The organism is Streptomyces sp. NPDC002055 (genome assembly GCF_040296705.1).
GTDB lineage: Bacteria > Actinomycetota > Actinomycetes > Streptomycetales > Streptomycetaceae > Streptomyces.
The window spans coordinates 105675-118350 of the sequence record NZ_JBEOXS010000014.1 but is presented as its reverse complement, the minus strand read 5'-3'; the positions used below and the strand labels follow the sequence as shown (position 1 = coordinate 118350).

At 67.2% G+C, this 12676-nt stretch carries 13 protein-coding genes; 2 read left to right on the top strand and 11 right to left on the bottom strand.

Annotation, left to right across the window (positions count from 1 at the left end; genetic code table 11):
• Positions 1–248 precede the first annotated feature (248 nt).
• Positions 249–1235, bottom strand: a complete 987-nt coding sequence (locus tag ABT112_RS11495) for a phosphotransferase family protein (RefSeq protein ID WP_351508129.1) — start codon at positions 1233–1235, stop codon at positions 249–251.
• A 261-nt stretch (positions 1236–1496) separates the two neighbouring features.
• Between ABT112_RS11495 and ABT112_RS11490 the strand changes: the two genes are divergently transcribed.
• Positions 1497–1937, top strand: a complete 441-nt coding sequence (locus ABT112_RS11490; protein WP_351508126.1) for a DUF4158 domain-containing protein — start codon at positions 1497–1499, stop codon at positions 1935–1937.
• Here ABT112_RS11490 and ABT112_RS11485 read toward each other — a convergent pair.
• Together ABT112_RS11485 and ABT112_RS11480 are read right to left on the bottom strand one after the other, a co-directional pair.
• Positions 1934–2560: an HAD-IA family hydrolase gene (locus ABT112_RS11485; protein WP_351508124.1), complete on the bottom strand. Its 627-nt coding sequence runs from the start codon at positions 2558–2560 to the stop codon at positions 1934–1936. The genes ABT112_RS11490 and ABT112_RS11485 overlap by 4 nt on opposite strands.
• Positions 2561–2827: 267 nt before the next feature.
• Positions 2828–4063: an MAB_1171c family putative transporter gene (locus ABT112_RS11480; RefSeq protein ID WP_351508122.1), complete on the bottom strand. Its 1236-nt coding sequence runs from the start codon at positions 4061–4063 to the stop codon at positions 2828–2830.
• A gap of 1343 nt (positions 4064–5406) precedes the next feature.
• Here ABT112_RS11480 and ABT112_RS11475 point away from each other — a divergent pair.
• Positions 5407–5922 (top strand): hypothetical protein, encoded by a 516-nt coding sequence (locus tag ABT112_RS11475; protein ID WP_351508120.1) that lies wholly within the window; start codon positions 5407–5409, stop codon positions 5920–5922.
• A 94-nt stretch (positions 5923–6016) separates the two neighbouring features.
• Here the strand turns inward: ABT112_RS11475 and ABT112_RS11470 are convergent, their stop codons facing one another.
• Genes ABT112_RS11470 through ABT112_RS11435 form a run of 8 tightly spaced genes read right to left on the bottom strand, consistent with a single transcriptional unit; the run spans position 6017 to position 12669 of the window.
• Entirely contained in the window at positions 6017–6805 is a 789-nt protein-coding gene (locus tag ABT112_RS11470; protein WP_351508118.1) for a 3-deoxy-manno-octulosonate cytidylyltransferase, read from the bottom strand.
• A gap of 34 nt (positions 6806–6839) precedes the next feature.
• Positions 6840–7391: an NUDIX hydrolase gene (locus tag ABT112_RS11465; RefSeq protein WP_351508116.1), complete on the bottom strand. Its 552-nt coding sequence runs from the start codon at positions 7389–7391 to the stop codon at positions 6840–6842.
• 6 nt (positions 7392–7397) lie between these two features.
• Positions 7398–8519: an adenosylhomocysteinase gene (locus tag ABT112_RS11460; protein WP_351508114.1), complete on the bottom strand. Its 1122-nt coding sequence runs from the start codon at positions 8517–8519 to the stop codon at positions 7398–7400.
• A gap of 31 nt (positions 8520–8550) precedes the next feature.
• Complete coding sequence (locus tag ABT112_RS11455; RefSeq protein ID WP_351508112.1) at positions 8551–9549, bottom strand: NAD-dependent epimerase/dehydratase family protein; 999 nt, start codon at positions 9547–9549, stop codon at positions 8551–8553.
• A 36-nt stretch (positions 9550–9585) separates the two neighbouring features.
• The gene (locus tag ABT112_RS11450) at positions 9586–10422 is read right to left on the bottom strand and encodes an aminoglycoside phosphotransferase/kinase family protein (RefSeq protein ID WP_351508110.1); all 837 of its coding nucleotides are present in this window, start codon (positions 10420–10422) and stop codon (positions 9586–9588) included.
• Positions 10419–11066, bottom strand: coding sequence for a histidine phosphatase family protein (locus tag ABT112_RS11445; protein WP_351508108.1), 648 nt, complete (start codon positions 11064–11066; stop codon positions 10419–10421). Before ABT112_RS11445 ends, ABT112_RS11450 begins: the two co-directional genes overlap by 4 nt.
• Complete coding sequence (locus ABT112_RS11440; RefSeq protein ID WP_351508106.1) at positions 11063–11824, bottom strand: phosphotransferase; 762 nt, start codon at positions 11822–11824, stop codon at positions 11063–11065. The genes ABT112_RS11445 and ABT112_RS11440 overlap by 4 nt, the downstream gene beginning before the upstream one ends.
• Positions 11821–12669, bottom strand: a complete 849-nt coding sequence (locus tag ABT112_RS11435) for a class I SAM-dependent methyltransferase (protein WP_351508104.1) — start codon at positions 12667–12669, stop codon at positions 11821–11823. The genes ABT112_RS11440 and ABT112_RS11435 overlap by 4 nt, the downstream gene beginning before the upstream one ends.
• Positions 12670–12676: the final 7 nt, after the last annotated feature.

Genomic DNA, 12676 nt, shown 5'->3' with positions numbered 1-12676 from the left:
CCGCGGCGCTGCACGCCGCCGGGTTCACCGCCGTGCAATGCCACGCCCGTCCGGCCTGGACCGACACCTACCAGAACATCTACCGCGTCGCGCTCCAGCTCGGCGACCCAGGCCCGGACACCGCGCTCGCCGGACTGCAAAGCGACCCGCCGTCGCCTGCCCACCGCCCACCTCCTGCGCAGGGTCGCCGTCACCGCCGTATCCGGCTGAACCTCCGACCGACCAGGCGCACAAGTGGTGCAGGAACGTCAGCCCAGGTCGGCCAGAACGGCGGCCACGGCGTCGTAGGTGTGCTCCACCCCGGCGGCGTTGCCCAGCCGGTGGCGCTCCAGACGGACGGCGCCGAGGTGGCGGACCTCGTAGACCAGCGAACGCCATACGGCGGCGGGAGAGCGGTCCCGCTCCCCATACGCCTCCCAGAACGCCACGCGTTCGTCCTGCTTCGCCGTCGCCATGCGGATCGTCCAGTCCGCGGCCGGGTCGCCCCACCAGGTGCGGTCCATGTCGAGCACCCCGGTGATCGTGGGCTCCGCGGCCCCGGCATCGAGCATCACGTTGACCGTCCACAGGTCCCCGGTCAGCAGCCCCGGTTCGGTGACCTCGTCGAGCCCGGCACGCTCGTGCGCGGCCACCGCGGCGACCTTCCGTACGTCGGCCGCGTCCAGGCCGGCCCCGTCCAGGTCGGCGGCGATCTCCTCCAGCGACGTGATCACCGCCCCGCTCCACGTCCCGTGCCCCGGGCCGCAGACGGGCCCGAAGTACGGGCCGCGCACGTCGTGTACGGAGCGGGCGATGGCGCCCATCTGCCGGAAGAACACCGGCCACGCCGTGCGCGGATACGTCCCCAGGTGCTCCGGAGCCGCTACACCGTCCAGGTGGGTCTGGAACATCCAGTCCCTGCCGATCACCTCGTGCGACCAGTCCGCCGCCAGGACCCGCGGCATCAGCGGCGCGATCACCGCCAGCCACGGCACGCTGCCGTACTCGTTGCGCATCAGGTGGCGCTCACTGCGGAACTGGCGGGCCTCTTCCGGCGCAACCCGCAGGATCACCGGCCGGTCCCGCCCGGCCAGGGCCACGCGGTACACGGTGTTGTACATCCCCGTGCCCAGCTCGACGGCCGACACCGGCACGACGGCGTCCCCGAAGGCCCGTCGGCAGACCTTCCCGATCTCCTGCGCGGTCAGTGACTGCTGGAACGCCTCCGAGGCGCGCTCAACCGGCTGGTAGTCCATGCCGCCAGGATGCCCCGCCCGACAGCCGTTCGTCACATCGCGTACAGCGGTACGGCGGAAATAGGTCTGTCCTGACACGGCCCCGGCCCAGGGCCCGTACGTGCCAGGCTCCCGGGCGGGAGCCTGGCAGTCCAGCCGCGCTTCTATCAGGCTCGCCCGCCGCGCCGGGGCACTTCGCCGATACCCGCGCCCGCCGTACGGCTGTGCTTCTACTGTCCAGCCCGACAAGGATCACTGGGGGCGTGCGGAAGGGGCCTGGCAGTGGGGCGGGATCTGGGTCTGGACGGGGTGCTGGACCACTTCACCCTGTCCAGCGACGAGGCGGGCTGGTTACGGAACAAGACCGGGGCGACGAGGCTGGGCTTCGCCGTTCAGCTCAAGTCTTTGACCTGGCGCGGCTGGTTTCCCCGGATGCGCCTGGAGCTGCCGCCCGACGCGGTCGAGCACGTCGGCAAGCAGGTGGGCGTTGCCGCGTCCGAGCTGGGGTTCTACGACTTCACCTCGCGCGCCGCGAAGCGGCACCGCAGCGAGCTGCGGGATCTGACCGGCTGGCACGAGTGCACCAGGACCGACCTGGTCAAGCTCGTCTCGCACCTGGTGGACCTGATCGAGCCGCCGACCGCGGCCCAGGTCACCACGGTCATCCGCTCCGCGCTGCACCAGGCCCCCGGTCGGACAGTCCCGCACACGGCGCCGGGCTAGGACGCGATGAGGTCCACGCCGAGCAGCTCAGAGAGAGTGGCCACCGTCTGCTTCGGGTCCTGGTTGTGTACCCCCGCAAGGCCGAGCTGCTCTGCTGCCTGAACGTACGCTTCGGTGTCATCGACGAAGATGCACTGCTCGGCCGGCAGATCCATGAGCTTGAGCGTGATCTCGAAGAGGCTCGGGTCAGGCTTGCGCATCAGGTGCTGCTCGGAGATCACCACGACGTCGTACAGCCGCTCAAGCTCGTAGCCGTCGTATAGGTCCCACGGGGCCAGCCCCACGCTGTTCGACAGGATGCCCACCTTGATCCCGGCTCGCCTCGCCGCCGCAGCCGCGTTGATCAGCAGCGGCTCAGGGCGAAGGGCACCGAAGATGCGCCCCATCAGGTTGTCGGGGGACACGCCCAGCATCTTGCCGGCGAAGTCGTTCCACTCAGTCTGAGAAACCGCTCCGCGCTCAAGGTCGCTGGTGATCCGGACGCCTTCGTCGTCCTTGTACAGGGCCGTGAGGCAGGCGCCCTGTGGAAGACCCTCGCGCTGCTCGAAGGCGAGCACAGCAGGCAGCAGGGGGGTGGTGAGCACGCCTCCGAAATCGAGGATGAGGCCGGTGCGGTTGGACATGCGGGAACTCCATTGCTGAGATTTCGGACGCCCATCCAGACCGGACAGCGTCACGGACTCGGCTGCATATGGTGACGACAGCACTGTGCGTCACGAGGCCAGAGTCCATTCATCACTAACTGGGCGGAGCAGGGCCTATCAGTCCGCTCAACCCACGGTACCAGCCCAGTTCGTGCAGTCGATGGTGCCGAATCTCACTCAAAAGCCCGCCGCTCAAGATCAATATGCCGATTGACCCCGAGTTCCGGGCAGGCGGTCCATTGCAAGCTATTGATCCACTTCGGATTCCACTCTTGCGGAGTGCATGAGAAGCCCCTGCGCTTGATCCGTCGTGATGTGCGAGTAAGCGATGCTGACTCGCACTAGCCACGCCGCTTCGCTGTCGGTGTCAACGAACGGCTTATCTCTCAGGGCCCCAGCGGCATGCGGACGGACTGGTGTGGTGTCAGCGGCCAGGAGTGCCGCCTTAATCCAATACGATTCTGCAGCCGGCTCAGGGTCAGAGTGCGAGGCGGTAATGTCCTCCGCGGCGAACATCAGGTTTCGTGGAGCATAATGGCGCAGCTTCTCGCAAGCGTCACCAATATCCTGAGTCCATCGGTCTAGGCGGACGTCGATGGGGACGCGTATATGCATGAGTTCCGCAATGCGGCGTCCAGGTGGGTACAGGCTCGTCCCAGGAAAAGCCTGCACCAGGTCAAACCAGAGCGGATAAGTCCTGTAGAGGGTTTGCCATGTCTTCCAGCGGGCTACTGCAGCACGGGTGGTGGGAATACTCGCCCCTGCGGCAACGATCAGGAAGAGCAGGTTCATCCATATCGATGTGACATCCACAAGGAACTGAACTGTGGAGGGGCTTAGGGCGAAGGCCACCGCAACCCAAAGGATGGTGATACGAGCGACTGTATGGACCAGCCCCATCCACATCGAGATTCCCATCAGGCCCAGCCCGACGCGCATGCTTGTGCTCTCGGCCTGTCGCGCCGCCCTCGTCCACTGGTAGCCGCAAACTGCGGTCGTGATAAGCGGGAAGAAGTAGAAGACGGTCATGTAGACCGCGACTCCCCATTCTCCCGCATGGTCGATGAGGAAATTTTGGCTTGGCCTGTCGCGCTCCACCACGGTGAAGAACAGGACCGTGAGCAGAATTACGCCTATTGCCCCCGCCCTATATGATGCGCGGGCAATCCAGCGGGAAACCGCGACGTGCCGAGGCACGACCGCCTCCGTGCTCTTTCCGTAGCTGGTGGCGACGTAAGTCAGGGCTGCCATGATCGCTGCGGTACTGGCAAAGTGTCTGAGTAGGGCGCTCAGGTCTACCACGGGAATGCGGTCTACCGCATCCATTGCCGCTGGCGTGTAGAGACACAGGGCTACGGCAAATCCCGCATAGCCGCCCCAGAGAGCCCTGCGGTGAGAGTCACCATACCGAACTGCAGGAAATCGCCAGATGGCGATAACGGTCATGACTGCCGCAGTCAGGTATTGAAAGTATTCGAACACGGAACCAGTGGATCTCTACGCGGGCTGCATTTTGTCGACCCGCAAGGTCGGTTGAGTGCAGACTTGACTGCCGGTAAGGGGACTACGGGGCGCAGCGGAAGTCACAAGGCCGGAAATTGCGCCTAGGTGCTCGCCAAGCGCTCGCGGCTATACTCGACGCCGGGGAGGAGCAACAGGGTGAGCAAGCGAATTCTCTAGAAGGCTTACCATGTCATCTCCTGTGATCGACTGGCGGCGCGCCAATCGCTTTATCAACGAGGCCGACAGTTCGGCTTGCTTTTCCTCGGGACTATCGAAGTCGACTCGCCCTTGGACCAGAGTCGACGGAAAACGTCTAAGGACTTCCTGGCGAATTCGCTCAGGGACGTATCGCTCGATCTCGGCAGCCGTCAGGCAAGTCCCGTGGTCCAGCCATTCGTGTACGAGCTCATGGAGAATGATGTGCTCGGTTTGATTTCGACTCGAACGGCGACGATAGAGAATGATCGTAAACTCCGGCGCTTTGACCCGAAGGCCGCACGCTGCGCCCAGACCTCCGTCGGGGTCGTCCAGTGGCACTAGCCGAATCTGGCGACCCAACAGGGCTTCCATATTCCGCACCAGAGCCTCAACACTGAAAGGGGTGGGGATAGGGAGGCCCACGAGCAGTCTCTCGCATTCCTTCACGAAGGCGCGCCGTGAAGGGCCTCGACGCCAACGCATAGTCGCTCCCTAGAAATTCCACCGATATTCGCCGCCAGCTCAATCCCGATACTCGTACGCGAGGCGCTGGTAGCCAGGAGCTTGCGCTTTGGGTGCGTGGTGGTTGGCCAGCACGCCTGTCTGCGCCTAACCCTACAAGGAGGAAACCGTGATCCACACGGGAGGGGCGCGTAGCGAAGGTCACCCAAGTGCGATAGAGCACAAACTGGGTACCAAGATCGAAATTGAGCGACGACCCTTAATTGATCTTTGAATGCCTCCGGGATGCGACCGGCCATCCTGCCTTGTCAGGTCCATTTCGGTTTATTGTCAGGACCATTTCGGTTACTGCAGGAGCGCCTCTCCAGGGATCGCGTCGCCACGCGTCGGCTGTTCTACGCGAACCCCAACTTCGGGTTGTAGTCAGCGTGGCGACCACCGCGGCCGACTGCTGCTCGGCCTCGGCCCGTGCAGTTCGATACCCACACGGCGCCGGCCGCCTTCGAGCGACCAGGAGTTGCCCGAAGGCGAAGGCGTTCGTCTGGAGCGTCACTGAATGAGTCCCTGCACGTGGCTTCCACGCGGGCCGTCGGGCAAGTTCAGCCCTGTCGGCTTGGCGCAGGGCTGGGCATGCTTGGCTCTCCTTCGGCTTCAATGGAGACATGGACGGAGCAGTGGTTGGGTTAATCGGGACTGCCGTAGGTGCGGTCAGCGGCGTGCTGGGGACGCTGGCTACGACCCGTCTCGGTGGCGCGGAACAGCGGCGCACCCAACGCGGTCAGTCAGAGAGGGAAGGCAGAGCGGTCGCCTATTCGAACCTTGTTACTGAGTGCAGCCGTACTTATCGAGTCGGCTACAGCGCTCACGTGGCGGTTCAAGCGACCCGAGGCGTTCAGCGGTCTCCCATCGTTGCCGACAGCCTCGTGGGGTTCAGGCCGGCTGTCGAGGCTGCCCTCGAAGCTGTAAGTCTCGTGCAGCTGCATGGTCCGGACAGGGTCGCCCACGCTGCGAACAACCTGGCCTCGGCCATGAATGGCTGGTGCCATGAGGTGGAGCTTCTGTACGACGGCGAAGGAGACGAGCAACGGGCAAGCGAGGCCATCGAACTGTACGAGGAGATGGAAGATCGGTTCGTAGCGCTGGGGCGAGAAACGCTCAGCGGTGTAGCGGTGCGTTAGGCGATATGGCCGGGGTGTTGTTCCGCCCTATGTACCGGCACTGCCTCGCGCGGCGACTCGCCGTGACGTTGTGTTAGGAGTCGACGGATCGCCCTCACCTACCACTCGTGATGAGCCTCCTGGCCTGCTCGGCAAGGAGGCTGGCGGCTCGCGCCAGGTCCTCCGGGGTGTCCACGGCTACCCCGTCGTCCAGGACAGGGACCATCTGTACGGCGTGGCCGTGTTCGACGAAGCGCAGCATTTCCACTCCCTCGGCGCGCTCCAGGGGCCCCTGTTGCAGCTGTCGGAAGCGTTGGAGGGCTGGGCCGGTGAAGCCGTAGAGGCCCAGTTGGCGGAGGTACTTCGGTCGGTCGCCCTTCGGGTAGGGAATGGGCTGGCGCGAGAACATCAGGGCGTCGCCATGGGCCGCGACGACGACCTTGACGACGTTGTGATCCAGGACGGAGCCGACGTCAACCAGCTCGGTGTACGCGTTCACGGCGAGCGTGCCCGACGGCAGGTGCTCCAGGGCCTCGGAGATAGCGTCGATGGCGGTCGGCGAGATGAACGGCTCGTCGCCCTGGACGTTGATGTACGCCTCGGCATGCAGGCGCTCCGCGACCTCCGCGACACGATCGGTGCCGGTGAGGTGCTCTCCGGTGCGGATGCAGTCGATGCCCAGTTGGCGGCATGCTGCTTCGATGCGTTCGTCGTCGGTCGCCACGACCGCTCCGTCGAGACGTTTGGCCTCTTGGCAGCGCTGGTGGACGTGCCAGAGCAGCGGCTTGTCGCCGAGGAGGGCCAGTGGTTTGCCGGGGAAGCGCGAAGCGCCCCAGCGGCAGGGTATGACGGCGATGTGCCGGCGCGGTGTGGTGCCGGTCGGCTGTGCTGTGGTGGCGGCCACGGCGTCCTCCTGGTGATCGAATAGGGGCGGGACTTCAGGTGAGCAGGGCGAGCTTGGCGCGGACGGTGGGTGAAGCGGCGCTCGTGAACGGCCGCCATTCGTAGCCGTCGACCTCCTCTTCTTGGAGCGTCACCGCGTGCTCTGCGTCGAGGCGGAAGGCCCAGCGGAAGTCCACGTGCTGGTGGGCCGGTTCGTCCCTCGAGGGGTTCGCGTCGATGGCGTGCACGTCGATGTCGAGGGGGATGTCCTCGTAGCCGGAGAGCGGGACGACGGCGCTGGGCGGGATGCCGGTCTCCTCGTGCAGTTCGCGCAGGGCGGCGTCGCGCAGTTGCCGGTCATCGGGTTCGTTGTGCCCGCCGGGCGCCAGAGTTTTCCCGGATGCCTTGTGGACGATGTGCAGTACGCGCCGGTGACCGTCGATGAGGATGGCGCTGCAGGTCACGTGGGCGGGGTACGTCTTGCGGCTCGTGGGGTCGTCCGAGGCGGCGAGCGCGGCGAACAACACTGTGAGGGAGTCGCGTTCGCCTGGGTGCCGGGCGAGGTATTCCTCGGTGACGGAGCGGATGTGGTCGACGGCGGGGGCCACTGAAGATCACCTTTCGAAGTGGTGGAGCCAGGTTCTGGCGATGGCGTTGCGGTCGGGCGCCGGCATCTCGTGCAGTCCGGGCTGGAAGCGGGCGTGGCTGAGCGCGGCGGTGGCGGCGAGTATCTCGGCTTGGACGAGGTGGATGTACGCGCCGACGGCGGCGCCGTGCACGAAGTTGACGGCACCGCCGTCGGCGAGCACGTAGAAGTAGTGGCCGGTGACCTCGTATCGCGTCAACTGGTTGCTAACGGGGCTGCGTTCGTAGAGGTCGTGGAGGCTGCCGAGTTCGAGTTCATCCTCGGAGGAGGTCACCGATCCGAGGTACGCGCCGTTGCGCAGGGCGGCGAAGTCTCCGTGCCGCAGCGCTAGATTGCCTGTGGCGCATAGGACGAGTTCCGCGTCACGTACGGCCTCGGTGGTGGATGCGCTGGTGCGGAAGCCGAGGGAGTGCGCCTGGACTCGCTTGATCGGATCGCTGTCGTACACGGTGACGCGCAGGTCCTGGGCGTGCAGGGTCTGGGCGATGGCCCGGCCGATCTTGCCGAAGCCGATGACGCACGCGTTGCGGCTCGTGAGGATGTCCCCGCGGGTGCGGACGAGGGCGTCGGTGGAGAAGACCACGGAGCGGCCGACGAGGTGGTCTTCGCAGTCCTTGAGCGGGGAGCGGGCCACGGACACGACCGGGCACGGTAAGGAGTCGAGCGCCGCGTACCGCTGGTGTCCGTTCTCGGTGTCCTCGACGACGCCGAGGATGCGGCCGGAGAACTTGTTCACGAGGGTGTCGAGGCTCGCCGCGAAGTAGCCGCCGATGTCCACCAGAACGACGTCCCGGCCGCCCGCAGTGTCTTCCAGATAGTCCAGGGCCTGGGCCTCGTCGGTGAACCGCTCTCGGGTGAGGTCGTGGACCGGGAAGGTACGGCGGACGGCGTCGAGGGTCGGCTGGTGGATCGACCGGGGCTTGGGCAGCACGGCGCCGATCGTGCTTACCGCGGTCACGGCGCGCAAGAACGCAGGACGCTCGGGGAGCAGATGCGTGATGACGAGCGTCGTGATCGCCCCGCCCGCGGGGAACTGCGCGGTGATCTGTCGGAAGAAGGCGTCCAGCCGCGCTCGCTCGGGACTTTCCATAGCGTCTCCTCTCGGGCTCCGGGTCGCGGGGCTATGCGGCTCGGCTGTAGTTGGGGAGCTGGGCGGCCAGGGCCTGCATGTGGTTGCGCAGCCCGTTGTGGAGGTCGACGCGCGGCTGCCAGCCGAGGACCTCTCGGGCACGGCTGGGGTCGGCGCGGGTGAGGAGGACGTCACCGTTTCGCGCGTGGTCCTGCTGGAGCTGGATGTCGCGGCCGGTGAGGCTGGTGGCGATGTTGATCACTTCCAGCAGCGACGCGTTCGACCCGCCGCCCACGTTGATCGCACCGGTCGCGGTCGGTACGACGGCGGCGGCGATCGTGGCGGCGACCACGTCGTCGATGTAGGTGAAGTCGCGTCGCTGGTGGCCGTCTCCGTACAGGCGGAGCGGCTGTCCGGTCAGGGCGGCCTGCAGGGCGCGGTGGGTGAACATGTCGGGGCGCTGGCGGGGGCCGTAGACGGTGAAGTACCGCAGGGCGACGACGCTGGGGCCGATGGGGCGCTCGGCGTAGGCGAGGCAGAGCTGTTCCTCGGCCAGTTTGGTCACGGCGTACGGGGAGGCGGGCTTCGGACGGTCGGCCTCGACGCTCGCTCCGCCGTCGGTCGGACCGTAGACGCTGGAGGAGGAGGCGACGACCAGTCGCCGTACGCCGATGCGGGTGCAGGCTTCCAGGACCCGGTGGGTGGCCAGGACGTTGGACGCGACATAGTCGCCGAACTGCGGGCCCCAGGACGGTCGTACGCCGGGGATTCCGGCGAGGTGGAAGACCGCGTCCGCCTCGATCAGGAGGGGGTCGATCGCGCAGTGGAGGAGGTCGGCGGTGACGTGGTGGTATCCCGGGAGTCCCCGCAGGGCGGCGAGGTTGGCGGCGGCCGTGGGGTCGGTGGACGGGTCGCGACGGTCGACGCCGATCACGGTGGTGCCGGCCTGGACGAGGGCGTGGGCGAGGTGGGAGCCGATGAATCCGGCGGAGCCGGTTACCACCGCCCGGCGGGGTGCGGCGGTGGTCGGGGGCTGCTCGTGCTGCGGCACGGAAATCTCCAGAGAGGTGGTGTCGAAGGGGGAAGGTCAGGTGAGGCGGGACAGGACGGTTCTGCCGTGCGCGCTCAGGGTGAGGGCGTTCTCCTTGTGGCCCTTGACCAGGGCGGTGGCCGCCTCGATGGCGCCGAAGGACTCCAGAAGGTGGCGTTCGGAGCCGTTCAGCGGGCGTCCGTACCCGTCGAGGAAGGCGGTCCGGAGGTGGGGCGCGGCCTGCCAGCGCCGGAACTCGAGCCGAGCGAAGTCGCGGATGCGGGCGTCAAGTCGCATGTGTTCGAAGTCGCAGATGCCGAAGGCGTCGCCGACCAGCCAGTTGCGCGGTTGGTAGTCGAGGTGGCAGACCGCGCTGTCCATGAGGCTGTTGTCCAGGACGGCCGCGTGGTGGTTCAGCAGGTTCCGCTCGGCCGTGTTGATCAAGTCGGCTTGAACGGCCTGGTCGATCCAGCCCTGGAGGCGCTGTGCCAGCACGACACCGACGGCACCGCCCCGGGGCATGGAGGTGGCCCGGTGAAGGGCACCGAGGACGTGGCCGGCCTCATGATGGGCCAGCTCCTCCTCGGGTGAGCCTGGTGCCACGGTGTCCGCCCGGTTGCCCGCGAGCGCGGTCATCAGGATAGTTCGGGTGGCGTCGTGTCGGCCGACCAGCGTCGGGGCGTGGCCGTTCAGGTGGGTTCCCCAGGTTCGGTAGGCGTGAAGCTCCCGTGCGTACCGGTCCTGCTCGGCGTGCTGCTTTGCGACGAAGTGTCGCCCACCGGCGTCCACCACCCGCACCACCCGGAGAGGGAGCAGCAGGTCCGGCACGACCTCGACCGCTCCGAGGAAGTCGTGCGCCAACTGGATCCGTGGGTCGTCTGCCACCGTGGTCACGACGATGCCTCCGGCGCGAGGTGTGCGGTGTCGTTGTGCCGGTCGAGCATCCAGCGGGTCTGCCCGAGCCGGTTGTGGTGCTCCTGCCAACGGGTGATGGAAGCGTGGTTGACCGTGAAACCCGCGGGGGAGCCGATCGGGATGTCCAGGAGCAGTGTGTGGGCGGTGATCACGATCTCGCCGTGAGCCGCGAAGAGGACGCGCTGCCCCCGGTGCTGGTCGATGATGTCGCGCAGGAAGGTACTGGCGCGTTCCAGGTAGCCGTTCCAGGTGTCGGAGCCAGCGGCCCACTGCTGGTCCGGGTGAGCGTGGGGGCCGCCGTCTGCAGCGGTCTTCACAGCGGTCCAGGGCTTGCCGTCGGCGTCGCCGTGAACGGGTCCGTCGAGGCGTTCGTCGGTGGACATGGGTATTCGCAGTGCCTGGCTGATGATCTCGCCGGTCTGGATCAGGCGGACCCGCGGGCCCGTGTAGACGAGATCGAAGGGCTGCTTCTGGTGCTCAGTGGCCAAGCGGCGTGCCACCGCCTCGACCTGGGCATACCCCAGGCTGGTCAATCCGGTGCAGGTGTTCGGGCCCCCGACGAGGCCGTCGGCGTTGCACTGGGCCTGGCCGTGCCGGACGAGGACGAGTTCGGTGGCGATCATGAGGCTCCTCGGTGGCGGAAACGGAGGGGCAAGCTGTAGCGGTAGCCGTTGCGCCCGACATACGGGGCGGTCAGCACGGCGTGCAGGCCCAGGAAGCTGTCGAGCTGGCCTCGGTCCGTCGTGCCCAGCCGGGCGTCGTGGCGTCGGGCTGCCGCGTTGTACGCGAGCAGGGCGGCGTTGACGGCTTGGTCCGTGAGCGGTCCGTAGGTCAGGTGGAGCGTCGCGATGAGCTTGGCGAGGTCGTAACCCATCGGGGCAAGGGACAGGTCGTCGGTGTCGACGGCGACGATGTCCTGCGTGTTGGTGATGATGAAGTTCCGCGGGTTGCAGTCCTTATAGAAGGCCCACGGTCCCTGGGCGGTCGCTTCCAGAAGGCCGAGCATCGCGTGCAAGGCCGCCTTGTTCGGCAGGTAGCCCTGCTCGTGGCGTCGCCGTAAGGCGACCTCCCGAACGCCGAGGTAGTCGTCGAACGTCGTGCCGTCCTGGAAGCGGTGCGGGATGCCCAGCGACGCGGACTGCAGGTCGCTGGCCCAGGCGACACCGTGGGCGTGGCCCAGCAGTTCCGCCATGCGCGGGAGGTCTTCGGGGCGTACGGAGCGGCCCTCGATCCGCTCGAACGCCAGGCTGTCGGGTCCGACGGTGTAGAGCGTCGGCTGCCGCAGCGGCTTGGCGTGTTCGTTGATCCACCGGTAGTGGCGCACAGCCCCCGCCGCGCGCTCCGGTGTCGCGTAGTGCTTGGTGAACGGTGGGACTGTCATGGCCGGCGCCCCTCGTTCGGCTGCGCGACGACGAAGGTGATGAGGGACCTGGTGGTCAGCGGCTGGTCCGGCAGGAATTCGTGCAAGGTCGCGGCCAGGGCCCCGGGGTTGCCGTACAGGCCGGGCGCGAGGTTGTACTTGGGGTTGGTGGCCAGGTAATGAGCCGTGTGGTCGTGGTCGGCGAAGGTGAAGGAGTGCTCCTCGTCCAGGACGGCGATCACGACCAGCGAGGAGGCGGCCAGGTCGGCGAGGTTGCCGCTGTGGGCTGCGGTGTAGAGGCTTTCGTGCTTGTCGGCCCGCAGGTCGAGGCCGGCGGAGGCGACGAGCTGGTCCATCTCCCGGTAGCTGTCGAGGCCCTTGGTGACGAGCACGGCCAGGCCCCCCGGGGCAAGGACCCTGGCGATCTGCGCGATGACGTCCTTGGGCTGGGGCGAGTGGTAGAGGCAGAACGCGGCGACGGCGACGTCGCACGATCCGGCGGGCAGCGGGAGGTCGTGGAAGTCGCCTTCGACGAAGTCCACCGTGGTGTCGTGCAGCTCCTTGGCGCGCTCGCGGGCCTGGGCGAGCAGGGAGGGGGCGGCGTCCAGGCCGACGACGCGCTGCGGCCGGAGCTGCTCGGCGATGACGAGGCTGCTCGTGCCGCGACCGCAGCCGATGTCGAGTACCACGCCGAGCCGATCCGGCTGCGAGTGGTGGGTCTGCACCAGGCTGACGATCGTCTCGGGCACGGGGTGGCCGGAGGTCTTCGCGCGCATCAGGGCGCTGGTCCGCCCGGCCAGCCGCGAGGCGTGCCCGTAGAGCTCGTGCTGCCGGGCGGGGTCCAGGAACGGGTTGGGCTCGTTCATGCCGCAC